The sequence below is a fragment of the Streptococcus oralis genome (assembly GCF_019334565.1).
Lineage (GTDB): Bacteria > Bacillota > Bacilli > Lactobacillales > Streptococcaceae > Streptococcus > Streptococcus oralis_CR.
On the sequence record NZ_CP079724.1, the window covers coordinates 1,369,986 to 1,394,598 of the forward strand.

At 41.8% G+C, this 24,613-nt stretch carries 25 protein-coding genes and 1 tRNA gene; 6 read left to right on the forward strand and 20 right to left on the reverse strand.

What is annotated here, in order from left to right; genetic code table 11:
* Nucleotides 1-42 precede the first annotated feature (42 nt).
* The 9 genes from vncS to cshA all read right to left on the reverse strand — a co-directional run bounded on the left by vncS (nt 43) and on the right by cshA (nt 9,664).
* Entirely contained in the window at nt 43-1,371 is a 1,329-nt protein-coding gene (vncS, locus tag KX728_RS06760) for a sensor histidine kinase (protein WP_215804461.1), read from the reverse strand.
* Complete coding sequence (gene vncR, locus KX728_RS06765; RefSeq protein ID WP_049518934.1) at nt 1,368-2,024, reverse strand: response regulator transcription factor VncR; 657 nt, start codon at nt 2,022-2,024, stop codon at nt 1,368-1,370. Before vncR ends, vncS begins: the two co-directional genes overlap by 4 nt.
* A gap of 140 nt (nt 2,025-2,164) precedes the next feature.
* A complete protein-coding gene (gene vex3, locus KX728_RS06770) occupies nt 2,165-3,544 on the reverse strand; it encodes an ABC transporter permease subunit Vex3 (protein ID WP_061087752.1) in 1,380 nt (459 codons plus the stop codon).
* Between the two features lie 308 nt (nt 3,545-3,852).
* The gene (gene vex2, locus KX728_RS06775; protein ID WP_050242291.1) at nt 3,853-4,485 is read right to left on the reverse strand and encodes an ABC transporter ATP-binding subunit Vex2; all 633 of its coding nucleotides are present in this window, start codon (nt 4,483-4,485) and stop codon (nt 3,853-3,855) included.
* 118 nt (nt 4,486-4,603) lie between these two features.
* Nucleotides 4,604-5,881 carry an ABC transporter permease gene (locus tag KX728_RS06780; protein WP_215804460.1) on the reverse strand — a complete coding sequence of 426 codons (1,278 nt, stop codon included), beginning with the start codon at nt 5,879-5,881 and terminating at the stop codon, nt 4,604-4,606.
* 393 nt (nt 5,882-6,274) lie between these two features.
* Nucleotides 6,275-6,360: transfer RNA gene (locus tag KX728_RS06785), tRNA-Leu, on the reverse strand.
* An 80-nt stretch (nt 6,361-6,440) separates the two neighbouring features.
* Nucleotides 6,441-7,016: a cysteine hydrolase family protein gene (locus tag KX728_RS06790; RefSeq protein WP_096753642.1), complete on the reverse strand. Its 576-nt coding sequence runs from the start codon at nt 7,014-7,016 to the stop codon at nt 6,441-6,443.
* On the reverse strand, nt 7,016-7,804 hold the full coding sequence (codY, locus tag KX728_RS06795; RefSeq protein ID WP_000940725.1) for a GTP-sensing pleiotropic transcriptional regulator CodY: 789 nt from the start codon (nt 7,802-7,804) through the stop codon (nt 7,016-7,018). The genes KX728_RS06790 and codY overlap by 1 nt, the downstream gene beginning before the upstream one ends.
* Before the next feature lie 282 nt (nt 7,805-8,086).
* Nucleotides 8,087-9,664 (reverse strand): degradosome RNA helicase CshA, encoded by a 1,578-nt coding sequence (gene cshA, locus KX728_RS06800; RefSeq protein ID WP_215804459.1) that lies wholly within the window; start codon nt 9,662-9,664, stop codon nt 8,087-8,089.
* A 349-nt stretch (nt 9,665-10,013) separates the two neighbouring features.
* On the opposite strand from cshA, the gene KX728_RS06805 reads away from it, so the two are divergent.
* From KX728_RS06805 to KX728_RS06825, 6 genes are all read left to right on the forward strand, one after another.
* The gene (locus KX728_RS06805) at nt 10,014-11,330 is read left to right on the forward strand and encodes an FAD-containing oxidoreductase (RefSeq protein ID WP_215804458.1); all 1,317 of its coding nucleotides are present in this window, start codon (nt 10,014-10,016) and stop codon (nt 11,328-11,330) included.
* A gap of 164 nt (nt 11,331-11,494) precedes the next feature.
* Complete coding sequence (locus tag KX728_RS09370) at nt 11,495-11,980, forward strand: hypothetical protein (protein WP_223335589.1); 486 nt, start codon at nt 11,495-11,497, stop codon at nt 11,978-11,980.
* A 16-nt stretch (nt 11,981-11,996) separates the two neighbouring features.
* Nucleotides 11,997-12,698 carry a hypothetical protein gene (locus tag KX728_RS09375; protein WP_223335588.1) on the forward strand — a complete coding sequence of 234 codons (702 nt, stop codon included), beginning with the start codon at nt 11,997-11,999 and terminating at the stop codon, nt 12,696-12,698.
* An 83-nt stretch (nt 12,699-12,781) separates the two neighbouring features.
* Entirely contained in the window at nt 12,782-14,125 is a 1,344-nt protein-coding gene (murT, locus tag KX728_RS06815; RefSeq protein WP_215804457.1) for a lipid II isoglutaminyl synthase subunit MurT, read from the forward strand.
* Nucleotides 14,125-14,907, forward strand: coding sequence for a lipid II isoglutaminyl synthase subunit GatD (gene gatD, locus KX728_RS06820; RefSeq protein WP_215804456.1), 783 nt, complete (start codon nt 14,125-14,127; stop codon nt 14,905-14,907). Before murT ends, gatD begins: the two co-directional genes overlap by 1 nt.
* Nucleotides 14,908-15,034: 127 nt before the next feature.
* Nucleotides 15,035-16,117 (forward strand): M24 family metallopeptidase, encoded by a 1,083-nt coding sequence (locus KX728_RS06825; RefSeq protein ID WP_215804455.1) that lies wholly within the window; start codon nt 15,035-15,037, stop codon nt 16,115-16,117.
* Nucleotides 16,118-16,159: 42 nt separating this feature from the next.
* Here the strand turns inward: KX728_RS06825 and KX728_RS06830 are convergent, their stop codons facing one another.
* The 11 genes from KX728_RS06830 to KX728_RS06880 all read right to left on the reverse strand — a co-directional run bounded on the left by KX728_RS06830 (nt 16,160) and on the right by KX728_RS06880 (nt 24,535).
* The gene (locus KX728_RS06830; RefSeq protein WP_215804454.1) at nt 16,160-16,621 is read right to left on the reverse strand and encodes an ECF transporter S component; all 462 of its coding nucleotides are present in this window, start codon (nt 16,619-16,621) and stop codon (nt 16,160-16,162) included.
* Nucleotides 16,599-17,372 (reverse strand): bifunctional hydroxymethylpyrimidine kinase/phosphomethylpyrimidine kinase, encoded by a 774-nt coding sequence (locus tag KX728_RS06835; protein ID WP_215804453.1) that lies wholly within the window; start codon nt 17,370-17,372, stop codon nt 16,599-16,601. The genes KX728_RS06830 and KX728_RS06835 overlap by 23 nt, the downstream gene beginning before the upstream one ends.
* Nucleotides 17,362-18,111, reverse strand: coding sequence for a tRNA pseudouridine(38-40) synthase TruA (gene truA / locus KX728_RS06840; protein WP_215804452.1), 750 nt, complete (start codon nt 18,109-18,111; stop codon nt 17,362-17,364). Before truA ends, KX728_RS06835 begins: the two co-directional genes overlap by 11 nt.
* A 96-nt stretch (nt 18,112-18,207) precedes the next feature.
* Complete coding sequence (locus tag KX728_RS06845; RefSeq protein ID WP_215804451.1) at nt 18,208-19,359, reverse strand: MFS transporter; 1,152 nt, start codon at nt 19,357-19,359, stop codon at nt 18,208-18,210.
* 115 nt (nt 19,360-19,474) lie between these two features.
* Nucleotides 19,475-20,098, reverse strand: a complete 624-nt coding sequence (locus KX728_RS06850; protein ID WP_215804450.1) for a Pr6Pr family membrane protein — start codon at nt 20,096-20,098, stop codon at nt 19,475-19,477.
* 2 nt (nt 20,099-20,100) lie between these two features.
* Nucleotides 20,101-20,439, reverse strand: coding sequence for a zinc ribbon domain-containing protein YjdM (locus tag KX728_RS06855; RefSeq protein WP_001061600.1), 339 nt, complete (start codon nt 20,437-20,439; stop codon nt 20,101-20,103).
* Between the two features lie 209 nt (nt 20,440-20,648).
* Nucleotides 20,649-21,167: a Dps family protein gene (locus KX728_RS06860; RefSeq protein WP_215804449.1), complete on the reverse strand. Its 519-nt coding sequence runs from the start codon at nt 21,165-21,167 to the stop codon at nt 20,649-20,651.
* Between the two features lie 188 nt (nt 21,168-21,355).
* Nucleotides 21,356-22,114 (reverse strand): triose-phosphate isomerase, encoded by a 759-nt coding sequence (gene tpiA / locus KX728_RS06865; protein WP_049490291.1) that lies wholly within the window; start codon nt 22,112-22,114, stop codon nt 21,356-21,358.
* A gap of 96 nt (nt 22,115-22,210) precedes the next feature.
* Complete coding sequence (locus tag KX728_RS06870) at nt 22,211-22,888, reverse strand: DnaD domain-containing protein (protein WP_215804448.1); 678 nt, start codon at nt 22,886-22,888, stop codon at nt 22,211-22,213.
* Between the two features lie 8 nt (nt 22,889-22,896).
* Nucleotides 22,897-23,841 (reverse strand): homoserine O-acetyltransferase MetA, encoded by a 945-nt coding sequence (metA, locus tag KX728_RS06875; RefSeq protein WP_215804447.1) that lies wholly within the window; start codon nt 23,839-23,841, stop codon nt 22,897-22,899.
* 181 nt (nt 23,842-24,022) lie between these two features.
* Nucleotides 24,023-24,535: an adenine phosphoribosyltransferase gene (locus KX728_RS06880; protein WP_001049316.1), complete on the reverse strand. Its 513-nt coding sequence runs from the start codon at nt 24,533-24,535 to the stop codon at nt 24,023-24,025.
* Between the last annotated feature and the right edge of the window lie 78 nt (nt 24,536-24,613).

Sequence of the window (24,613 nt, forward strand, 5' to 3'; positions counted from 1 at the left end):
TGAATTTCTTCCAATCCAATCAATGTAACCCCTTTCTTCTCCTTAGTCCTGAGTGACTTTGGGATAACGTATGAAGAAACTCAAGCGATCGCCCTGCATCTCAAAATGATAAGGTAATTTCTCATGTTCTAATAAACTTTTGACCACAAAGATCCCCATCCCCGAACCCTTGGCCTTGCGACTAGCATTGTCAGAAAAAGACTGGGCCAGTTTTTCTTGTTCTTCAGGACTACAGCTATTCTCGATATAGAGCTCCCCTTCTCTTTCACCAATTCGAACCAAGCCGCCTGGAGTGGAGTGCTTGATAGCATTGCTGATGAGATTCGATAATATCAGTTTCATAACAGATGGGTTTATGTAAGCCTGCTGATGGGTTAGGCTAATGTCCACCTGAAGTTCTCTCTCCTTGGCGAGCAAAGCATAATCCTTGACCAGACTTTGCGTCATCTGGACTAGGTCAATGTTCTCCTTCTCCTCTCGCAATTCCTGAACAGAAGAAAGAGAAAGTATCTGGAGAACGTGGTGACTGAGGTCATCCACAATTCCCAAGGCAACTCCAAGATAGTGGTCTCTATCCTTATAACGGCCGACATTTTCTTTCATATTTTCGATTAGGATTTTGAGACTAGCCAGAGGTGTTTTCAATTCATGAGAGGCCCCTCGTAGGAACTCAACCTTCATCTTCTCCAGCTGGAGAATAGCTTCATTCTTGTCATGCAAGTCCGCAATGACAGTCAAGAGATGCTGGTAAAGGCTATTGATCTGTTCCTTAAGATCACCTATCTCATCCTTAGAGTCCACGCGCAACCGTACTTGAGCATCCAGTTCCATCATCCGACGGGTCACCCGCTTGATTTCCAAAATCGGGGCAACAATGGTTCGAGCGTAGATGTAGGCTACCAAGAGGGAAATCAGAAAGGATGCCAGCAAGGTATAAGGGAGAAATTGGAGACTAATCTGCTCTGCTTCCTTTTGCAGGTCCATGGAAGCTAGAAATTGAAGTGTCATAGTGCTACCATCTTGGGTTGTCACCTCACGCTCCTCGATAAAGAGAGAGGTGGTCTGGCGATTCGCGTCTAGTGGAAGATTGTCCTTGACCTCTAACTTGTCCTCAGTCATCTCTCCCTTGACAGCTCCTTTGATATCACTAGTCTGGGAATACAAGTCTAAGACTTGCTCGATACTCTGCCTATCCTTTCCTTCTAGGGACTGGGCAATGGCTGTCGCTTTCTGGCCAATGGTTTCCTGACGATGACTCAGATAAGTTGACGGAAAGAGAAAATAAATAGCTAAATGAAGACAAATAACCAGAACACTAAAAATCGAGAAGGTATAGATAAATATCTTTGTAAATAAACCTGTTCGTTTCATTTTCGCTCCAATTTATAACCAACATTGCGCACTGTGAGGATACAATCCAAGTCTAGCTTTTTCCGCAGTTCCTTGATGTAAACATCAATGACACGGTCAAAGGGAACCTCATCTGTCACCTTCCAGACGGCATCAATAATCTGAGAGCGGGTCAAGACTCGTCCTTCATTTTTTACCAGATAGTCCAAAATTTCCAACTCTTTGGCATTAATGGCCACTTCTTGACCTGCGAGGCTTGCACTGTAACTCTCAAAGTCCACCTTGGTGTCCTTATAGGAGAAGACTCGTCCTGTATCGTAGTAGCGCTTGAAAATCGCGTCTACCCTCACTTTTAAGAGGGAGAGGGAGAAGGGTTTTTCCAGATAGCCGTCTGCTAGAGAAGCAAAAGCACTCATCTTGTATTCTTCATCCTGAAAGGCTGTCAGCATCAAAACAGGAACCTGACTGGTCTTACGAATCTCCGCTAGGACTTCTAAACCATTGAGCTTGGGCATCTGGATATCCAGTAAAACTAGTGCTACTTCATAGCTGGAAAATTGTTCTAGGGCTTCCTCGCCGTCCGCAGCCTGAATGGTCTCATAACCACAATCTGTCAAATAGTCACTGATTCCCTCACGAATCATCTCTTCATCTTCTACAATTAAAATTTTCATAGAAAAACCTTTCACATTTCTTTAATTTTCTTTTAAATCATCCCTGTTTCATCCTGAAAGGAAAGGCTTTAGGGAGATGAAATACATAAAAATGCTACCTATATTATACCCCATTTAGGGGAGAATAGGTAGCAAGTTTTTTATTCGCTATCGAGCAAGAGTTCTTTTGGTTGTTTTCTAAGGAGATTGCTTGAAGCAAGCGCCATAACGAGAACCACTAGAACCAAGGCAAGGACAAAGACGATGATAAAGTCTGATGTCTGAATAGAAATATCTAGGCTCGACAAGGTCTTGCTAAAACCATCTACTTCTGCACCGCCACCAAGATTAGAGGCTTGAGCTGCCTTGCTGGCTTGCTTGGCAACACCTGAAGTGACATTGGCAAGAACGGTGTTTCCGATTGCACGCGCTGTGTAAGTAGCTAAGAAGTATGCAGAAACAAGAGCAGGGATGGCAATCAAGATGGATTCAGTGATGAATTGACCCAAGATACTTGCCTGCTTGAGACCGATAGAGAGGAGAATACCCACTTCCTTGCGACGGGCATTGATCCAAAGGCTGAGCAAGAGGGCAAGAAGAAGAACTGAGAAGCTCAAGCTACCCCAGAAGAGGAGGTTGGCCATCTTGTACATACCAGAGATGGATTGCTCAAGAGCTGGGTAGTTAGATGAGCTCTTAACGAGTGTATAGCTCTTCCAGTTGATACCACTGATGCCATTCAACTCTTTCATAACATCATCCAAGTTCTTGTCCGCTGTTACAAAGAAGGTTGCGTCCCCATAAATAGCTGTGTCTTCTGTATAACCATATAGTTTAGCAGCCGTATGGATGTCTGTGATAGCTGTGTTCTCGTATAGTTCTTGTGAGTAGGTTACTGCCGACTTATTGTGGCCATCAAAGAGTCCCTTGATTGTCACTTCGACTGTTTCCTTGGCTCCTTTTTCATTGTCTGCATCGTAGATATTAGAGTCTAGTTTAACCTTATCCCCTACTTTCCAGCCGTGTTTGGCTGCCAAGTCCTTGTGCAGGAGGATCTTGTCTTTGTCATCGTTGGTTAGGTGCTCACCTTCGACCAACTTATAAGAACCAGAGACAAACTTGTCTTCTTTAGAGGAGTCATTGACACCTGTAATCATCAAGCTACTTCCAAAATGTTTGGCACGGTCAGGTGTCAGATTTTTCTTGGTTTCTGGCGTTTCGATGAGTTCATATCCAGTCAAATCTCCGATAGCGTTGATGCGTTTCACATAAGACTCGATGGCCTTGTTTTCGGTGATTTTTTTGATATCTTCACCCTTAATATTCCCAGCACCACGTGGCGTTCCTTGATTGACGCGACGATTGATTTGCATGGAGAAGCTGTTGGTGATATTTTTAAAGGTCTCCTGAGAAGCCTTGGCAGTAGCTCCCTTGATTGACAAGCCAACCAAACTCAAGCTCGCCATGAGGAGAATAATCAGGAAGATGACAATCGATTTGAAAAACTTCCTTGTAACATAGGCAAATGCGTTGTGTAACATAGGTTCCCTTTCTAGATGTTGTTCTATTTCAATGTCTTATAACTTATATAAAATAATTTTTTACTATTTCCCTTAGATTGTGCGGACGGGAGGTAAAATTATCCAGTGGATGATTTTAGAAATCCAGGGAATTTCATCCCTAATTTTTGAGCCATATGTCTCAAAAATTCCGGCCTAGATAATAACAAAGTTATTATCTAGGCTATCACTACTGCGGGAAATAGTTGTTAATGATTCACTTCGGTTATTAGTACTATACACGTATCTGATTACCAACTAATACTATTTTAAAGTTTAATAACTAGATTCTATATTTCAGTCAGTTTCTTATCCTTCAACTCAAGTGTAATATCTGATGCTTGTGCCACTTCTTTGCTGTGAGTTACGACGATGACACATTTACCTGTTTTCTGGGCAAGTGATTTGAGCAGTTCGACAATATCTCCAGCAGTTTTAGGGTCCAGATTTCCTGTTGGCTCATCTGCTAAAATTACTGGAGCTTCTGATACCAAACTGCGAGCAATGGCAACACGTTGCTGTTGACCACCTGATAACTGGAGAACATTCCGCTTGATCTGACTTTCATCTAAACCAAGCTCAAGCAGTGTATCCTTGCTTGCCTTTTTGTTGACCAAGCGGATATTTTCCAGTGGAGAAAGATAATCTATCAAGTTATAATTTTGAAAGACCAGGGAAATATGGTGCATGCGATGGTAAGAATATCCCTTCTTACGAATGTCCTCTCCTTGAAAAAGGATTGAACCTTCAACAGGACTATCTAGACCAGCAAGTAGAGACAAGAGAGTGGATTTTCCTGCTCCTGACTCACCAATAATACTGTAAAATTTCCCGGGTTCAAAATTATAATTGATCTGATATAGGACTGCTTCAGCAGTGTTCTTATAACGGTAGGTAAGGTCTTGTAATTGTAATAAAGTCATGATTTCTCCTTCTTATACTCAATGAAAATCAAAGATCAAACTAGGAAGCTAGCTGCAGGCTGTACTTGAGTACGGCAAGGCGAAGCTAACGTGGTTTGAATTTGATTTTCGAAGAGTATTAACTAATAGATGATAAAATTTCTTTCGGCGATTTTCTAAATAAGAATACGAAACAAAGGGCTACTGATAAGCAACCAATCAGGAGCAGAAAGACATAGGATTCTGCAAAGGATAGGAGACTGGTTGATAGACCACTTGCTTTGGCCAGCGTGTCCTGTAAGGTTGCCTGATCTCCACTGGCTAGTACAGTTTGGAGTAGATAGGATGTGATGGCATTTCCTGCAACAAATGATGGAAGCAAAGCTCCGAGAGATACCAAAACTACCTCTAAACAGAACTGGAGGAAGATCGAACTCTTGCCTTTTCCAAGTGCCAGAAGAATTCCCACTTCGTAGACCCTTTCTCTCAACCAGAGAGACAAGACCAAAATTAAGGCTCCTGCTCCTGCTATCAACATCCCATAAAGGAAGATGGTGAGGAAGGTTTGGAAGGTTGCCACTGAGTCTTTGATTTGTTCAAAGGCCTTGTTTTCCTTCTCGACTTGGTAGCCTTGACTTTCTAAAGCCAAGTTTTCTACCTGCTTCATGAGTCCGTCCATTTCCTTAGGATTTTCTACATAGAAGCGAGCTGCACTGACTTGCGGTTCACTATTTCCCAGAAGCGTTTGGCTGCTTTCATAGTCTGTAAAGACTTGGTTTTCACTGAAGTCAGAAGACAAGCCTGTGAACTTTTCTTGTTTTTTACCAGAAAAGATACCGACAATTTCAAACTCTACTGTTTGCCCTTTTCCAGATTCTGACTGACCAGCATCCAAGCGAATCTTGTCGTGAAGCGAAAGACCGTTCTTCTTGGCCAACTCTTCGTGGATAAGGATTTTCTTGGAATCTCCTTTTTGAAGGTGTCGCCCTTCTTTTAGATTGAAAGCCGAACTGGTAAAGGTGACATCCTTGGATGAATCCTCGAGAGCCGTTAAGCTAACCAAGTTCTTGTCTGCAGCTGACAAATCATCACGTTCTACGCTCTGCTCACCACTCACCGCTTCCTTGTCTTTCAGTTTTGCGACCGTCTCAAGTTCAGGAGAGACATTTTCCAGTCCCTTAATCTTGCTCACGGATGCTAGGTCAGACAACTTGAAGGTCTGTCCATTTTCTATCTTTTTGATAGAAAATGAAGTATTGAGTGATTTGTAAAGATTGCTTTCTACTGTTTTGTTGGACTTCATCAGAGTCAAACAGGCTGAAATTCCTGCTAAAAGGACAAATAAAATCAGAAATAAAATAAAACTTCTCAGTCGTTTTCTGCTGACATAAGCCCAAGCTCTTTGGATTGGATTCATTTGTCACCTCCATGTTTGTAAGACTATTATAAAATCCAAATATGAAATGTTTATGAAATCGAAAATTTTTTTGATTTATTTTTGAAAAAAACAAAAAAGCTAGCAAACGCTAACTTTCCTTCTTATATAAGGATGTATAGTACCAATCAAAAATCTACTTCATTTTAAAAATGATAGTCACATCTTTCTGATTAGTATTTTTCCATCTCCTAAGTTCTTCATTTTCTGACTTGTGTTTGAGGAAATTCTTGATAGGATGAAATGGAAAACTCAGTTTAAATGTTCTGATACAATGACTGTTCTTGATGCCAATATTTTTCGATATAGGAAACGTAGCCTCTAATCTTATTTGTAAAAACAAAAAAGAGCTAGCCAAAGCTAACTCTTACCCTATGCGGAGAGAGGGACTTGAACCCTCACGACCTAAAGCGGTCACAGGATCCTTAGTCCTGCGCGTCTGCCAATTCCGCCATCCCCGCGTCGATTACTTTACTAGTATATCAACTTTCAAAATCTTTGTCAACACTTTTTTCAGATTTTTTTCATTTTTCCAACAGTCTTATAGTTCAATTTCAGCAAGGTTTTCATCCAGTAATTTTGCTCCCAATGTGTTCTTAAAATGCCCAAGAGCAAACTGATGATTTTCTGGCCAAATAGAGGCAACTGCAGGCTTGACAATCTCGATTTGATAACCTAAATTATAGGCATCAATAGCCGTATGAAGGACGCAAATGTCCGTCAGGACTCCAGTTAAGATAACAGTATCAACCCGACGTTCCCGCAAACGGATATCTAAGTCCGTTCCTGAAAATGCTGAATAGTGACGTTTGTCCATCCAAAAGACGCGACTATCCGCCTCATGCTCAGCATAAAAATCAGCTAGGGGGCCATAAAGGTTACGCCCACTAGTTCCGATGATATTGTGCGGTGGAAAAAGCTTACTTTCTGGGTGGAATGTATCCTTCTCCTCATGAGCATCAATGGTAAAAAAGACATAATCCCCACGTTCAAAAGCCAGTCTGGTTACCTGATCAATGGCTTTTGATATTGCTTGAGCGGGTGCTCCAGCAGTTAGCTTTCCATGATCTGCTACGAAATCCTCTGTATAGTCAATCGAGATTAAAGCTTTTGCCATTAGTAATCCCTCTTTTTCACTTCCTCAAAAATATCACCAATTAGAACTTTGAGATAAGTCCCCTTCATTCCTAATGAACGACTCTCAATAATTCCCGCTGACTCCAGTTTACGAAGCGCATTGACAATCACTGAGCGTGTAATGCCAATACGGTCTGCAATAACAGACGCAGTCAGCTGCCCTTCATTTCCATCCAATTCAGCTAAAATAGCTGATACGGCACGAAGTTCTGAATAGGAAAGGGTGTTGACCGCCATGGTAACAGCCGTACGACGGCGAATATTCTTCTCATCTTCTTCACGTTGGAAGTTCAACAGTTGAATTCCCACAACCGTGCTCGCAATCTCGACAAGGATCAAATCTTCATCTTCAAATTTCTTGTCATTGCGCCAAATGATCAAGGAACCTAGACGAATCCCTGATACATGAATCGGAGCGATGGTTGTCAACCCATCTGGAAAGTCCGCACGACTCTCTACAGGGAAAATGGTCAAATCATGTTCAACAGGAAGATTGGCTTCCGTGTCATAAATCATGTTTGCCCCTTGTACATAGACCTCAGGGAAGGTTTTGGTTTGGAAGAATTGTTCTACACGGTCATTATTGGTCTTATAACGCATAAAGTAACCCAAGAGACGTCCCTTGTTATTCACAATACAAGCGTTACAGTCAATAATATCAGCTAACTGGCGTGTAATCGCATTGTAAGGAAGTTCATCTTGAAGTTGCTCCTCAGAGCGCTTCAAGATGGAAGTAATTTTTCTTGTTTTTTCTAATAAATGTGCCATTTTTTACCTCGCATTTAATCGCTATCATTATAACATAAAGAGCCTGAATTTTCAATTATTATCTGAAAATTGCTTATTTAATTGCAATTTTGAACAGCAAAAATATTTTAGAAAAAAAGCAATTTTTTATTGACATCCTATTTTATTTTTGATATTATAACATTATAAGAAGATGACATGATAAATCCCTTTCCGTTTCACCTATCCTTTACTATCAACCATCTTCTTTTACCCTTGGTCTCCTTATATATAAAAGCGATTCACCCAGTGAATCGCTTTTTTCTATTTGTCTCCTTTGTTACGAATAACAAAGCCGGTCTTCTTTTCGCTTGAAGTGTTGCGAGGTTTTTTATTGTCTTTATTACGGTAACGTCTGTCTTTATCAAAACGATCGTTCCCACGACTGCCTTTTTTGAAATCATCACGGCGACCATTGCCGCGGCGATCACGGTCTCGACGGTCGTCCCCACGACGGCCTCCACGACCTCCCTTACCTTTGCCACCGAAGCCATTACCTGATGGTTTAAATGGCAGTGGTTTTTCACGTGCAATCTCAACTTCTGGAAGGCTGTCAGGATCTTGGACAGTCAGACTTAAGATATACATAGCCAATTCTTCAGGACTAAATTCAGCCGCTAATTTACGAGCGTCTTTAGCAAATTTCTCAAAGTTGGAACAAATTTCTTCATTTGCGAAATCACGTTCGATTTTCTTGAGCGCCACTTGCTTTTTAGCTTGGAAGGCTTCTTCCGCTGTTGCTGGTTTCAAGCCTTTCATGCGCTTCTTAGTCAAGTTTTCAATAATTTGAAGGTAGCCCATTTCATTTGGAGAAACAAAGGTAATGGATTGACCTGACTTACCAGCACGACCTGTACGGCCGATACGGTGAACGTAACTTTCAGGATCTTGTGGAATATCGTAGTTGTAGACATGGGTCACACCTGAGATATCCAAACCACGTGCTGCCACGTCAGTCGCAACTAGAACATCAAGATTCCCATTTTTAAAATCACGAAGGACACGAAGACGTTTATTTTGGTCTAAGTCACCATGAATTCCTTCAGCACGGAAGCCACGAATTTTAAGTCCACGAGTCAATTCATCTACACGGCGTTTGGTACGACCAAATACGATAGCAAGTTCTGGTTGTTCCACATCCATGAGACGTGTCATAGTATTAAATTTCTCTTGTTCCTTGACACGGATATAGTACTGATCCACTAGCTCTGTTGTCAATTCCTTGGCAGCAATCTTCACATGCTCTGGGTCTTTCATAAACTGAACACCGATACGTTTGATAGCATCTGGCATGGTTGCTGAAAAGAGCAAGGTTTGACGATTTTCAGGGACACGGGAAATGATGGCTTCAATGTCTTCAAGGAAGCCCATGTTGAGCATTTCATCCGCTTCGTCAAGAATCAGAGTTTCAATATCTTGTAATTTCAAGGCCTTCCGTTTAATCAAGTCCAAGAGACGGCCTGGTGTTCCTACCACGATGTGGGCACCAGATTTAAGAGCCTTAATTTGTTTTTCAATGCTGGAACCACCGTAAACTGAGCGAACTTTCACTCCTTTGCTACGGCCAAAGCGGAACAGTTCTTCTTGGCTTTGGACAGCGAGTTCACGAGTTGGAGCGATAACCAGGGCTTGGATGGTCGCTTCTTCTGTACGGATTTTTTCAAGGGTTGGCAAGCCAAAGGCTGCAGTTTTTCCTGTACCTGTCTGAGCTTGACCGATAACGTCTTTTCCTTCGAGAGCCAAGGGAATGGTCTGTTCTTGGATGGGACTGGCTTCTACAAATCCAGCTTTTTCAATCTCTGCTAGCAATTCAGCAGACAAGTTAAATTCATTAAATTTCACGTTATTCTTCTTTCTAAAGGTGGTGCGAAGCCACCCTATAGGGCTTTAGTTTATACTTTTCTTTTCATGACGTATCTTCTACAAAAAAGAGATACCATGTTGCTTCTTTTCCACGAAAGAAAAGTACTAGTTTCTTTGCAACCTATCTAGTATAACACAAGAGGGAAGCAAAAGATAGTAGAATCCTTTAGGAAAATCATGTAAACGATTTTTTAACAGTAAAGTGGCCTGAAACTTCTTTTTCAAAGGATTTGAAGGGACCATTTCAAGCTCACTTCATTTCCCGTAGCAGAATTGTGCAAAAGTTTTTTTCTTGTGCTAGAATGAAATGCGAATAGGAGGAAGATAAATGTTAACTTATGATTTAATCGTTATCGGATTTGGTAAAGCGGGGAAAACACTAGCTGGTAAATTGGCTTCAGCTGGTAAAAAAGTTGCCCTCGTTGAACGTAGCAAGGCTATGTACGGCGGAACTTGTATCAACATCGGTTGTATCCCGACTAAAACCTTACTAGTTGCTGCTGAGAAAGACTTGTCTTTTGAAGAAGTGATTGCTACTAAAAACACGATCACTGGTCGCCTCAATGGTAAAAACTATGCGACTGTTGCGGGTACAGGCGTGGATATCTTTGATGCGGAAGCTCACTTCCTTTCAAACAAAGTCATCGAAATCCAAGCTGGTGACGAAAAACAAGAACTCACTGCTGAAACTATCGTTATCAACACTGGTGCTGTTTCAAACGTCTTGCCAATCCCTGGACTTGCTACAAGCAAAAACGTCTTTGACTCAACAGGTATCCAAAACTTGGACAAATTGCCTGAAAAACTTGGAGTTCTTGGTGGCGGAAACATCGGTCTTGAATTTGCAGGTCTTTACAACAAACTTGGAAGCAAGGTTACAGTCCTAGATGCCTTGGATACTTTCCTACCTCGTGCAGAGCCTTCCATTGCAGCTCTTGCTAAACAATACATGGAAGAAGACGGTATTGAATTACTTCAAAACATCCGTACTACTGAAATCAGAAACGACGGTGACCAAGTCCTTGTCGTAACTGAAAACGAAACGTACCGTTTCGACGCTCTTCTCTACGCAACTGGACGTAAACCAAACGTAGAACCACTTCAACTTGAGAATACGGATATTGAACTAACGGAACGTGGTGCTATCAAGGTAGACAAACATTGTCAAACAAACGTTCCTGGTGTCTTTGCAGTCGGAGATGTCAACGGTGGACCTCAATTTACCTACATTTCACTTGATGACTTCCGTGTTGTCTACAGCTACCTTGCTGGAGATGGCAGCTACACACTTGAAGACCGTCTCAATGTGCCAAACACTATGTTCATCACACCTGCACTTTCACAAGTTGGTTTGACTGAAAGCCAAGCAGCTGATTTGAAACTTCCATACGCAGTGAAGGAAATCCCTGTTGCTGCCATGCCTCGTGGTCACGTAAATGGCGACCTTCGTGGAGCCTTCAAAGCTGTTGTGAATACTGAAACAAAAGAAATTATTGGTGCAACTATCTTCTCAGAAGGTTCTCAAGAAATCATCAACATCATCACTGTTGCCATGGACAACAAGATTCCTTACACTTACTTCACAAAACAAATCTTCACTCACCCAACCTTGGCTGAGAACTTGAATGACTTGTTTGCGATTTAAGTTTTCAGATATTCTCCACAAGACAAGCATCCATTTCGATGTTTGTCTTTTTCTATCCAGTCTATAGTTTCCTTGCAAGATTATTTGTGCTTTTAGCTGTAAAAGCTTATAATATAAATGTAGGATGTTGTCTTCATTTTCTGTTCAAAAAGGAGGCTAGTCACATGGGAAAGCAAGTTAAACTACCAACACACTCTCCTTTTTCCTTTCTATTTAAAGGAAAAAATCCGGCTATGAAAACACTGGTTTTCTGTGTCAGTATAGTCTTCATTTTTCTCCTGCTTTGCTGGGTACTTTTTCGCTTGATTTCACCTCAAAAACAGCGATTCACAGTCAATCAAGCTGCTGATTTTTACCTTGTTAATTCGAAATCCATTCAAAGTTATCAGTTGCAAAACGATCAGTTTCAGCTCACGAAGACCGAGGACGTTTCTATTGCAGAAGATGTCAATTTCTGGTTTCCTCAGGGACGGTTTGACAATCGCTATCTCGTCTTTTCATCTGGAAATACCAGAGGGAAAGCATCCACTCAGAGCATCGTATCCCTTGACTTTCAGACAGGGGACATCCGGAAAACTTCAACTCCCTTCTATGCTTATTCGGGAGCTGGAATATCAGACAAGTTCTTCTACACAGGCCAAACATACTGAGGATGGGGTTCTCAGTATGTTTGATATCTCGGGAAAGCTGATCACTCAGAAAACATTCTCCGAATCCACTTCCTTTCCAATCCAGTTTCATGGAAGAGGGAATCGCCTCTACCTCGGTCTGGGATTTCATGATGAGTCCCGTCAACGATCCGCTTTAGTGTTCGATGGTTATTTAGTTGAATTGGACGAAAATGATCAACTAAAAGAATTGTCTCGCACACCTCTGACAAGCGAAGGAAAGATCGTTGAAATGTTGACGTCTTCTGAATTAATCGGTGACAATTATTACAGTAGTGTTGCTTATACCCGAAATACAGAAACTTTCTCTAAAGATCCAGACAATCGCATACTTGTTATGAACTTGTCTAGCAAAGAGAAGCACTTCATCACGCTACCAGAGGACAATCCAAATCTTCTTTATAAAACACCGAAAGAGGATCGTTTGATTGTAAAACATGAGGCGGATGGAAATGATCGCTGCGCCTTATCTATTGTCAATCTCTCTGATGAATCTAGCTATCTAATCAATGTCAGAAAAGATTTACCTGACTCTACCGAAGAGATAATACACATCGATACAAGTTTGACAAACAAGGTATTAGTCGTAACCAATCAACATTTGTTATTGTATTCCTTAGAAAATGGGCAACTTCTAACCAAAACAAAACTGGAACTGAAGCAAAATGACTTCCCAATCGCAACTTGGTTTCAGAACTAATCACTCACAGCCCTCTTAGGGCTGTTTTTGTTTCTGCGAAATCTCAAAACTGTCTTTTCCCTCTTTTATGATATAATAGAAACATGAAATTAAAAACTACTTTGGGCCTTCTTGCTGGGCGTTCTTCCCACTTCGTTTTAAGCCGTCTTGGCCGTGGAAGCACGCTCCCAGGAAAACTCGCCCTTCAATTTGATAAAGATATTTTACAACATCTAGCGAAGAACTACGAGATCGTCGTGGTAACTGGAACCAATGGAAAAACCCTAACAACTGCCCTCACTGTCGGCATTTTAAAAGAAGTTTATGGTCAGGTTCTGACCAATCCAAGCGGTGCCAATATGATTACAGGGATTACGACAACTTTCTTGACTGCCAAATCTTCTAAAACTGGAAAAAACATTGCCGTTCTAGAAATTGACGAGGCCAGTCTTTCTCGTATCTGTGACTACATCCATCCTAGCCTTTTTGTCATCACTAATATTTTCCGTGACCAGATGGATCGCTATGGTGAGATTTACACGACTTATAACATGATTTTGGATGCCATTCGTAAGGTGCCTACGGCTACTGTTCTCCTCAATGGTGACAGTCCACTTTTCTACAAACCAGCTATTCCAAACCCAGTACAGTATTTTGGTTTTGACTTGGAAAAAGGACCAGCCAAACTAGCTCACTACAATACCGAAGGAATCCTCTGTCCTGACTGTCAAGGCATTCTCAAATATGAGCACAATACCTATGCCAACTTGGGGGCCTATATCTGTGAAAATTGTGGCTGCAAACGTCCTGATCTAGACTATCGTTTGACAGAACTGGTTGAGTTGAGCAACAATCGCTCCCGCTTTGTCATTGACGGGCAAGAATACGGCATTCAAATCGGTGGACTCTATAATATCTACAATGCTCTTGCTGCGGTTGCCATCGCCCGTTTTCTCGGGGCTGATTCGCAACGGATCAAGCAAGGATTTGATAAGAGCCGTGCTGTCTTTGGACGCCAGGAAACCTTCCATATCGGTGATAAAGAATGTACTCTCGTCTTGATTAAAAATCCTGTTGGCGCTACCCAAGCTATCGAGATGATCAAACTAGCGCCTTATCCATTTAGTTTATCTGTTCTTCTTAATGCCAACTATGCTGATGGGATTGACACCAGCTGGATCTGGGATGTTGACTTTGAACAAATCACTGACATGGACATTCCTGAAATCAACGCTGGTGGTGTTCGTCATTCTGAAATCGCGCGTCGTCTACGAGTGACAGGCTATCCAGCTGAGAAAATCACTGAAACAAGCAATCTGGAACAAGTTCTCAAGACCATTGAGAACCAAGATTGTAAGCATGCCTATATCCTGGCTACCTATACTGCTATGCTTGAATTCCGCGAACTGCTGGCTAGTCGTCAGATTGTTAGAAAGGAGATGAACTGATGGTTTATACTTCACTTTCCTCAAAAGCTGGCAACTACCCTTATCAGCTCAACATCGCCCACCTCTATGGAAACCTCATGAATACCTACGGGGACAATGGAAACATCCTCATGCTCAAGTATGTAGCTGAAAAGCTGGGGGCTCATGTAACGGTTGACATCGTTTCTCTCCATGATGACTTTGACGAAAATCACTACGATATCGCCTTTTTCGGTGGGGGTCAAGACTTTGAACAAAGTATTATTGCAGGAGACCTACCTGCTAAAAAAGAGAGCATTGACAACTACATCCAAAACGACGGAGTAGTTCTCGCTATCTGCGGTGGTTTCCAACTATTGGGGCAATATTATGTTGAAGCTTCAGGGAAACGCATCGAAGGGCTAGGAGTCATGGGCCACTACACCCTCAACCAGACCAATAACCGCTTTATCGGTGACATCAAGATTCATAATGACGAATTTGATGAAACCTATTATGGATTTGAGAATCACCAGGGCCGTACCTTCCTCTCAGATGACCAAAAACCACTGGGACTGGTTGTCTATGGAAATGGAAACAACGAAGAAAAGGTCGGCGAAGGAGTTCATTACAAGAATGTCTTTGGTTCCTACTTCCACGGACCTATCCTCTCTCGTAATGCCAATCTGGCTTATCGCCTAGTCACTACTGCACTCAAGAAAAAATACGGACAGGACATCCAACTCCCTGCCTATGAGGACATTCTCAGCCAAGAAATCGCTGAAGAATACAGCGACGTCAAAAGCAAGGCTGACTTTACCTAAACTAAGGAAAAATAGATCAAAGAACTCCCCTATCTTGTCGGGGTTCTTTTTGCCTGTTCTTTTACCCTTCCCCCTTGCAATTTCTCTCATTTTTTGCCAAAATAGAGGGGTAGAAAGAAGGTAGCATATGTCTAAATTACAACAAATCGTAACATATCTTGAATCAGAAAAACTAGACGTCGCTGTCGTATCTGACCCCGTCACTATCAATTACCTCACTGGCTTTTACAGTGATCCCCATGAACGCCAAATGTTCCTATTTGTTCTAGCAGATCAGGAACCTCTCCTCTTTGTCCCAGCCCTTGAAGTAGAACGTGCGAGTAGCACCGTTTCCTTCCCAGTTGTCGGATATGTGGATTCTGAAAATCCATGGCAAAAAATCAAAAACGCTTTGCCTCAACTTGACTTCAAACGTGTCGCTGTTGAGTTTGACAATCTCATCTTGACCAAATACCATGGTCTGAAAACTGTCTTTGAAACTGCTGAGTTTGAAAACCTCACTCCTCGCATCCAACGCATGCGCCTCATCAAATCAGCTGACGAAGTCCAAAAAATGATGGTTGCAGGTCTCTATGCCGACAAGGCGGTCAAAGTTGGTTTTGATAATATTTCTCTTGATAAGACTGAGACAGATATCATTGCACAAATCGACTTTGCCATGAAACGTGAAGGCTATGAAATGAGTTTTGATACCATGGTATTGACTGGTGATAATGCTGCAAATCCACACGGAATTCCTGGTGCAAACAAGGTCGAAAAAGACGCCCTTCTCCTCTTTGACCTCGGTGTTATGGTTAATGGCTACGCCTCAGACATGACTCGTACAGTAGCTGTCGGCAAACCAGACCAGTTCAAGAAGGATATTTACAACTTAACCCTTGAAGCCCAACAAGCTGCCCTTGACTTTATCAAGCCAGGTGTAACAGCTCATGAAGTGGACCGCGCCGCCCGTGAAGTCATCGAAAAAGCCGGTTACGGCGAGTACTTCAACCACCGTCTTGGTCACGGTATCGGTATGGATGTCCACGAATTCCCTTCTATCATGGAAGGAAATGACATGGTCATCGAAGAAGGCATGTGCTTCTCTGTTGAACCAGGCATCTATATCCCTGGTAAGGTCGGTGTTCGTATCGAAGATTGCGGTGTTGTTACCAAGGATGGCTTTGACCTCTTTACAAGCACCAGCAAAGATTTGCTTTATTTTGATTAAACTTAGAGACAAGCAAAAAGTCAGCTGTTGAAGCTGACTTTTTTATTTTATCTTCTTAACACTCTGAAAGACTACAAACCCCACAACCATTCCCAAGGTATTTTGCAGGAAGTTTGGAAGAATTTCTGGTAAGGCTGCTGACCAGCCATTCATTAGGGTTGAGCCCAGAGCGTAGCCACTTACCATGACGATAGTAGCTAAGACTAGGCCCAGCCATTGCCATTTCCCTTTAAAACCTGCAAAAAATCCTTGCAAGCCATGGTTTACCAAGCTAAAGAACATCCACTGTGGATAGCCTGATAGAAGGTCAAGCAGAAAAGCTGCTAGTCCTCCAACGACAGCTCCTTCTTTACTGCCAAAGTAAAAGGCAGTAAAGAAAATACCTGCGTCCAAGAGAGTCAATATTCCTGTTGGCGTTCCAATTTTCAAGTAATAACCTAGGACTACTGAAAGAGCGGTTAAAAGGGATACAAGGGCGATTTTAGTTGTTTTGGTTTGCTTCATATTGTCTTACTCCATATTGATCTGCTTGTGCAATAGCACGGTAAACGAAAGCTTTTGAGCTCTCTACTGCTGGTAAAAGTTCATCCCCTTTAACCAAGTGACTGGCGATGCTTGAGGCAAAGGTACAACCTGCACCAGCATTTTGGCTTTGAATGACTAGGTTTTCTAGAACAGTAAAAGTTTGTCCATCATAAAAGACATCCACAGCCTTGTCCTGACTGAGGCGATTGCCTCCCTTGATAATGACTGCTGGCGCTCCTAAATCATGCAATTTCTGCGCTGTAGCTTTCATGTCTTCCAAAGTTTTGATTTCCTGACCAGCCAATAATTCTGCTTCAGGAAGATTTGGCGTAATCACACTGACATGAGGGAAAAAACGAATCAACTCTTGGCAGAGCTCACTAACAGCCACGTCGTGCGTTTCCTTGCAGACCAAAACGGGGTCCAATACCACAGGCACTCCTGGACGTTGCTTGATAAAGTCTAAGGCTTTCTCAGCCACACTGACAGTAGGGAGAAGGCCAATCTTAATCCCTGCAAACTCCACATCACGCAAGCTATCTAATTCATGTTGAAAAATGGCATCGTCAGTTGGAAAGACTTCAAAGCCCTTTTCGGTCAAGGCCGTCAAACAAGTCACTGCTACAAAGCCATGCAGGCCATTCAAGGTATAGGTAGCCAAATCAGCTGACAGACCTCCACCACTAAAAATATCATTCCCAGAAAGTGCTAAAATACGATTATTCTTCATATCGAATCTCCTTCAAATACAAGCCATTTGGTGCCGCAGTGGGACCAGCAAGTTGCCTATCTTTCTTCTCCAAAATCAAGTCAATCTGCTCAACTGGCATGCGGTTGTTGCCGATTTTGAGAAGAGTCCCCACCATATTACGAATCTGTTTATATAAGAATCCATTACCGGAAAAGGTGAAGGTTAAAAACTGACCTGTCTCATCGACTGTTAAACTCGCTTCTGTGATGGTGCGAACCTTGTCCTCCACACTAGTCCCAGAGGCTGTAAAACCGGTGAAATCATGGGTTCCCTCTAATTTTTTGATTGCCATCTGCATGCGTTCCACATTGAGCGGATAAGGAAAGTGAGTGGCATAGTGACGGCGCATAGGATTTTTGGGACGCCCTCTATCCACGATAAACTCATAGGTCTTGCTATGTTTTGCATAGCGGCAATGAAAATCATCCGCCACAAGCTCCATCGAGATTACATCGATATCTTCAGGAGATTGGGTATCCAGAGCAAAACGAAGCTTCTCCTCATCCATCTGATAGGGGAGATCAAAGTGGATGACCTGACCAAGAGCATGAACCCCACTATCCGTCCGACCAGCACCGTGAACAGCGATGGCTTGCCCCTTATTCAGTCTCGTTAAGGTTTTTTCGATTTCCTCTTGAACGCTCCGCGCATGAGGCTGGCGCTGAAAACCAGCAAAGGCATACCCGTCATAGGAAATGATTGCTTTATATCTTGTCATAACTTCTATTTTATCAAGAAATAATCCTGCAAACAAGTTCAAAGAACACAAATTGTCTGGGTACAGAAGTGATAAAGAAAAAGCTAGGAATCAATCCTAAGCTTTCTTTTGTAGTACAAACATCACAAATATAGAGGTCGCGATTAAGCAGAGTCCTAGAATGGTGAAAATCATCATACTGTTCTGAGTTATCATGCCGACAGCCCCCAAAACGAATGGTGTGGTAAAGGCACCAAAGCTACATCCTAACACTGCGAAGGAAGTTGCTTGATTAAGGAGCTTGGCTGGAATTCTCTCCGATAAAATCTGAAAGACAGTGGTCAAGGCTACGCTGTAGGCAAAACCTGCCACAACACTTCCAACTACCATCACACCCAATGACGGAGACAAGGCAATCACAATCTGACCCAATCCAAAGGTGATACCTGACCAAAGGAGCAACCTTTCTTTAAACAGAGAGATAAAGAAAGAAAAACTCACACCTGCCAAGATACCAATCAACTGCATGATACTTAAAATCAAACTCGATAACTGGGCATCCCCTAGACCTCTTTCCACCATCAGACTAGGAATACGAATGGTGATAGCTGTATTGGTGCAGACAACAACTGCTGCTTCGACAGCCAATAGAAAAATTAAGCCTTTCATCTGTCCTGTCAGACGAGCGCTTTCAACCTCTTTTTTCTTAGTCTCTTTCTTTTCTTTGCCATAAGGGACAAATAGCAGATAAAGGATCAACACTAAAAATCCAGCACTATAAGCTAAAAAGGTCGCTGTCCATCCAAAGGAAAGGAGTTGACCTACCATTAGAGTTAAAATCGAAGCACCAACCACCTCTGCTGATCCGCGGAGACCCAGCATCTGGATCCGTGTCTTTCCGTGATAGCGTTCACTGATAATGGAAATGGCCTTGGCATTAATCATCCCCACACCCAAACCAAATAAAATCCGCATAGCAAAGACAAAGTTATAATCCTGATACCAGAAGGGAGCTGTTCCACCGATAGAGAGGATGACAAGGCCCAGACTAATCTGAAGACGTTCAGGCAACAAACGTTCCAAAACCCCATTTAAGACTAGCATGATCATAATCCCAAAAGAAGGGAGGCTAACGAGAAGCTCAATTTGTTCTTTGGGATAGCCCTGATAGTAGTCAAACATAGCTGGTAGAGCACTCGAGATGGAAAAGGAAGTAATCAAAACGAGGGAGAGGGCTAGAATGCTAGCCCGTTCTAAATATTGTTTCATGGATTCTCTTTCTGTTTTTTTCTCTCACTATCATATCTTTTTTTATAGGATATGGCAAGAAAAGAAGGAGCCCAACTGACATAGGGACTCCGTCCTAATTTCCTTTACAGGAAGACTATTTTCGCTTGAATTGCTTGATCAGGTAGAAGATAAATCCTGCAACCATATAGGCCACAAAGATAATCAAACACCATTTAATAACCACGTCCCAACCTTTAGCCACATCTAAAAAGAAATAAGGGAAAGGACTAACCTTGGAATTTGGTACCGGTAGTTTCAATACTAAGCCATTAAAAAGGGCAAAAAGCATGTAAACCAAGGGCAAGATGGTCCACAATACTGGATCCCAGATCTTGTATTGACCTTGCTTATCAAATAATAAGGTATCAGCTAGAAACCAAAGTGGAACGATATAGTGACAGAGGAAATTTTCCAAACGGTAAAAATCAGTCGCTATCGGCGCTAACATAAAATGGTAAATGACACAAGTAATCATGATACTCATGGTAACTCCGCCCTTGAGACGGAGTAGACGCTGACTTTGCCAATTTTCACCAGATCGTCTCATCACATAAAGCAGGTAAGCTGTAAAAACTGTTACCAAGAGATTGGATAGCACTGTGTAGTAAAGGAGCATACCAAAACCACCTCGCTTGGTAATCTCTAGGTAAACTCCTGTGAAAGCCGCTAAGAACAAGAGCACACGGCTATAAAAGATAAATTTCAGGTTCATTTTCATGGCTAGATCTTCTTAACAAATTCTGACTTGAGTTTCATAGCTCCAAAACCATCAATCTTACAGTCGATGTTGTGGTCACCTTCTACGATACGGATATTTTTAACACGAGTTCCTTGTTTCAAATCCTTTGGCGCACCTTTTACTTTCAAATCCTTGATGAGGGTTACAGTATCACCGTCAGCCAATTTATTTCCATTAGCATCGATAGCAACAACACCTTCTTCTACTTCTGCAACTTCTGCAGGATTCCACTCATAGGCACACTCTGGGCAGACCAAGAGACTTCCGTCTTCGTAGACATATTCTGAATTACATTTTGGGCAATTTGGTAAGTTGTTCATAAGTCCTCCTTAAACTAACAATTATTCTTTAAAATTCATATGTTATTGAACAGCAACTATTATACCGTAAAATCCTACTTTTGACAATGTGTCCTAAGTCCAGCAAACAAAAAAATCATGCAACTGTTTACAGTTACATGACTTTTAAAAGATGATTGGTCATGGGCACTTATCAGATACCTCATGATAAAAGGGGTAGCAACTATATTTTACAAACCAGGAGCTTGTCCAAGTTCTGCTGTAAGCATCCAAACTGTTTTCTCAAGTTCAGCCTTAGCCCCAACAAAGATATCGTTTGTAACATCATCGCCTTCTTCATCTGTCACATCCAAAGCTTTTTGGAAAAGAGCAATGAGGTAGCGGTAAATCGCTAGAACACGTTCCAAGCTTTCTTCAACGTTACGGAATTCTCCTTCTTCTTCTTCGATTTCACTGTGTTGAAGGAATTCTGTCAAAGTTGAGTAAGGTTTGCCACCAAGAGTGATCAAACGTTCACTGATTTCGTCAAGATAGCCATCAAGGCTGTCCATGTATTCATCCATTTTTGGATGCCATACGAGGAAACCACGACCACGCATATACCAGTGAACTTGGTGAAGGGCAATGTGAGCCACATACAAGTCTGCTACTGCTTGGTTCAATACTTCCTTTGTTTTTGCCAATGCTACTGGCGCTGTTTTAGATAATGTTGTTACGTCTTTTACTGCTTCTTTTTTCAATTCAACCATATTGATCACCTCATAATATTATTTTTGCAACCATATTTATTGATTACTATCTCAGTATACTACTCCTAGTAGACAAAAGCAAGAAAATTAACCCATATTAAAAAAGTTGTAATTGACTGATAATTTAAGAAAAATATACAGTCTTTAAAAAAAAGACAGTCTTAGCAGACTGTCTGGAATAACTTAAATTATTTTACAAAATCAAGCAATGCCAAGAAGCTTTCAGCTTCAAGTGACGCACCACCTACAAGGGCACCGTCCACGTCTGGGCAAGCCATGTATGAAGCAACGTTTTCAGGTTTAACTGAACCACCGTATTGAACACGAACTTTGTCAGCAACTTCTTGACCAAAGTCTGCAGCTACAACGTCACGAACGACTTTACACATTTTTTGTGCATCGTCTTGTGAAGCTGATTTACCAGTACCGATAGCCCAGATTGGCTCATAAGCGATAACGGATGCAGCAACTTGCTCAGCAGTCAATCCAGCCAAAGCAGCAGATACTTGAGCACCTACGAATTCAGCTGCTTTACCAGCTTCGTAAGTTTCAAGTGACTCACCACAACAGATGATTGGAAGCATACCGTTTGCAAAGATTGCTTTTGCTTTTTTGTTGATGTCTTCGTCAGTTTCGTGGAAGTAGTCACGGCGTTCTGAGTGACCGATCACAACGTAGTCTGTACCGATTTCTTTCAAAACTTGTGGGCTTGTTTCACCAGTGAAAGCACCTGCATTTTCAAAGTAGCAGTTTTGAGCAGCAACTTTAAGGTTAGTTCCTTTAGCAGCAGCAAGAACAGTTGTCAAGTCAAGTGCAGGAACTGCGATACCAGCTTCAACAAGGTCTGATGAAGGAAGTTTGGAGGCAACGGCTTCAACGAATGCTTTTGCTTCTTCTGGATTTTTGTTCATTTTCCAGTTACCAGCGATAAATGGTTTACGTGACATTTCACATACCTCTTTTTTCATTTTATTTTCTATTATTTTATCATATTTATAAAGAGCTTGCAAACCTTACTCTAATTTTCAAGATTTTTCAAGCGACTAATCTTGCCACAAATTCATGGCATCGAGAAAATCAGCTGAAGCTTGAACTTGTTTAGGATTGTTGGCTTCTCGCTCTGCTCGTTTGGCCTCTACTTGGGCAACAGACTGGATGCCTTCATGGCGCCAGTTTCGTAGGATTGCCTGAATATATTTCCAGTTTGGCTTGCCATTGAGAACGGCCTCTCGGAGAGCCTCCTTGATCAAATCCGCCCTAACTCCATCTTCTTTGACAGTCTTAGAAAGATCCTCGATTTCAAATGGTGTTAATAAGCGTCCCAATTCTTGCTGAAAAGTTTCAACCAGATCCTTCAATTGATTCTGCGGGTTGGGGGCAGTTGTATCTGGAGTTTGGTTGTCTAGCAAGCTATCCAAGCGTTCAAAAGCCAAACTAGCATCAAAAATCAGCTCAATTTCCCCATTTAGTTCAATGGTCCGATATTGTAGCAAACCATTTTCAGTCAAATTCGAAATGGATTGGTTGACATCTGCCACCTCTTTCCCAATGATTTCAGCAATCTGGCTAGGCGAAACATCTCCTAAGGCTGTGGTGTTTTGTAGATAGAAAAATTGCCAGACGAGAAAATCTTCGCTGGAAGGAAAGAGTTCCTTAAAATGCAAGAGCAGGGCACTTGGCAAAACCAAGTTCCCTGATTTAAAAGCGTCAAAATATGTCATAATTCCTCTTATAAATATCCAAATGAAGCTGCATCGTCCTCTACCTTTTTCCAGTCAAAAGGAGTTTCCTGATAAACGGCATAGTTAACCCAATTACTGAAAAAGAGGGCAGCTGATGAAGACCAACAGAGACACGGTGTCTCATTCACATCATCATTTTTGAAGTAATTTTCCGGAATGTGAGGATCAAGTCCTGCCTCACAATCACGAAAATACTCTTTTGCTAGAGTATCACGGTCATATTCTAAATGACCAAAACTATAAATCTCACGAAGATCCCGACTAGCCAGGATAGAAACCCCAACCTCAGGACCTTCTGACAGGATTTCCAGATTGGTTTTTCCTAATATCTCTTCCTTATAGATTTCTGTATAACGAGAATGGGGAGCTACATAGCTATCATCAAAACCACGAAAGAGAAGATGGCCCTCTTTCAAGGTATCCTGCGGGTAAATGCCTGACAATTTCTGCTCCATCTGGTGTTTATCAACGCCATAGCGAACATAAAGACCTGCTTGTGCACCCCAACAGATATGCAGGGTTGAAAAAACATGCGTCTTGGACCACTCAAGCACCTGACTGAATTCCTCCCAATAGTCCACTTCCTCAAATGGTAAATGCTCAATCGGAGCCCCTGTGATAATCATCCCATCAAAATACTCGTCCTTGACTTCAGGAAAAGTTTTATAAAAAGTCTCCATATGCTCTGCACGAGTCGTCTTGGAACGGTGGCTCTCCATATAGAGAAAGTCTATGTCCAATTGCAAAGGAGTATTTGCTAAATGCCGTAACAACTGGGTCTCTGTGACCACTTTTTTGGGCATTAGGTTTAAAATCAAAATTTTCAAGGGACGGATATCTTGGTGGGCCGCACGTTGATCATCCATGACAAAGATATTCTCTGTCCGTAAAATCTCAACAGCTGGCAATTTTTTATCAATTCTAATCGGCATAACCTTCTCCTAACTGTACTCTTTTAGAAATAATTGAATGTGTTTGAAGTCAAATCTCAAACACTTAGTCCTTTTATTATACTGCAAGAAGATATAGTTTTCAATTATAGTTTTTCTCTAACTAGCTATAGTTTGTTTATATAGCAGATGAAGAGAAAACAGCCCCAAGGACTGTTTTTCATTAATAATGCATAAGTACCTTGTAATCGTAATCTCCGATTTTTTCACGGCCTTTAAGCTCATCCAACTCAATCAAGAAGGCACAACCGGCTACAACTCCACCAAGTCTTTCAATCATCTCAATGGTTGCTTTGACAGTTCCACCTGTTGCCAAAAGATCATCTACGATGAGAACACGTTGACCTGGCTTAATCGCATCAGCATGCATGGTCAAGGTATCAATACCGTACTCTTTCTCATAGTCAGCAGAAATGACTTCACGTGGCAATTTCCCTGGTTTACGAACAGGTGCAAAGCCAATTCCCAACTCAAAAGCAACTGGGCAGCCAACAATAAATCCACGAGCCTCTGGGCCCACGATCATGTCGATTTTCTTATCAGTTGCATACTGAACAATTTCACGAACAGCGTAGCTATAAGCATTTCCATCTGCCATCAAAGGGCTGATATCACGGAAGGTAATACCTTCCTTAGGATAATTTTCAATCGTTGCGATATAATCTTTTAAATTCATCTTTTTCTTTCTTTCAAAGTTTTTTACTCTCTATTATAGCATATTTTCTGTGAAAGAAGAAGAGGAAAAGCACTATTG

Bases quoted from the DNA above. Each gene is read 5' to 3' on its own strand.
- vncS (WP_215804461.1), bottom strand. From the start codon at position 1,371: ATGAAACGAACAGGTTTATTTACAAAGATATTTATCTATACCTTCTCG.
- vncR (WP_049518934.1), bottom strand. From the start codon at position 2,024: ATGAAAATTTTAATTGTAGAAGATGAAGAGATGATTCGTGAGGGAATC.
- vex3 (WP_061087752.1), bottom strand. From the start codon at position 3,544: ATGTTACACAACGCATTTGCCTATGTTACAAGGAAGTTTTTCAAATCG.
- vex2 (WP_050242291.1), bottom strand. From the start codon at position 4,485: ATGACTTTATTACAATTACAAGACCTTACCTACCGTTATAAGAACACT.
- KX728_RS06780 (WP_215804460.1), bottom strand. From the start codon at position 5,881: ATGAATCCAATCCAAAGAGCTTGGGCTTATGTCAGCAGAAAACGACTG.
- KX728_RS06790 (WP_096753642.1), bottom strand. From the start codon at position 7,016: ATGGCAAAAGCTTTAATCTCGATTGACTATACAGAGGATTTCGTAGCA.
- codY (WP_000940725.1), bottom strand. From the start codon at position 7,804: ATGGCACATTTATTAGAAAAAACAAGAAAAATTACTTCCATCTTGAAG.
- KX728_RS06805 (WP_215804458.1), top strand. From the start codon at position 10,014: ATGTTAACTTATGATTTAATCGTTATCGGATTTGGTAAAGCGGGGAAA.
- KX728_RS09370 (WP_223335589.1), top strand. From the start codon at position 11,495: ATGGGAAAGCAAGTTAAACTACCAACACACTCTCCTTTTTCCTTTCTA.
- KX728_RS09375 (WP_223335588.1), top strand. From the start codon at position 11,997: ATGTTTGATATCTCGGGAAAGCTGATCACTCAGAAAACATTCTCCGAA.
- murT (WP_215804457.1), top strand. From the start codon at position 12,782: ATGAAATTAAAAACTACTTTGGGCCTTCTTGCTGGGCGTTCTTCCCAC.
- gatD (WP_215804456.1), top strand. From the start codon at position 14,125: ATGGTTTATACTTCACTTTCCTCAAAAGCTGGCAACTACCCTTATCAG.
- KX728_RS06825 (WP_215804455.1), top strand. From the start codon at position 15,035: ATGTCTAAATTACAACAAATCGTAACATATCTTGAATCAGAAAAACTA.
- KX728_RS06830 (WP_215804454.1), bottom strand. From the start codon at position 16,621: ATGAAGCAAACCAAAACAACTAAAATCGCCCTTGTATCCCTTTTAACC.
- KX728_RS06835 (WP_215804453.1), bottom strand. From the start codon at position 17,372: ATGAAGAATAATCGTATTTTAGCACTTTCTGGGAATGATATTTTTAGT.
- truA (WP_215804452.1), bottom strand. From the start codon at position 18,111: ATGACAAGATATAAAGCAATCATTTCCTATGACGGGTATGCCTTTGCT.
- KX728_RS06845 (WP_215804451.1), bottom strand. From the start codon at position 19,359: ATGAAACAATATTTAGAACGGGCTAGCATTCTAGCCCTCTCCCTCGTT.
- KX728_RS06850 (WP_215804450.1), bottom strand. From the start codon at position 20,098: ATGAAAATGAACCTGAAATTTATCTTTTATAGCCGTGTGCTCTTGTTC.
- KX728_RS06855 (WP_001061600.1), bottom strand. From the start codon at position 20,439: ATGAACAACTTACCAAATTGCCCAAAATGTAATTCAGAATATGTCTAC.
- KX728_RS06860 (WP_215804449.1), bottom strand. From the start codon at position 21,167: ATGGTTGAATTGAAAAAAGAAGCAGTAAAAGACGTAACAACATTATCT.
- tpiA (WP_049490291.1), bottom strand. From the start codon at position 22,114: ATGTCACGTAAACCATTTATCGCTGGTAACTGGAAAATGAACAAAAAT.
- KX728_RS06870 (WP_215804448.1), bottom strand. From the start codon at position 22,888: ATGACATATTTTGACGCTTTTAAATCAGGGAACTTGGTTTTGCCAAGT.
- metA (WP_215804447.1), bottom strand. From the start codon at position 23,841: ATGCCGATTAGAATTGATAAAAAATTGCCAGCTGTTGAGATTTTACGG.
- KX728_RS06880 (WP_001049316.1), bottom strand. From the start codon at position 24,535: ATGAATTTAAAAGATTATATCGCAACGATTGAAAATTATCCTAAGGAA.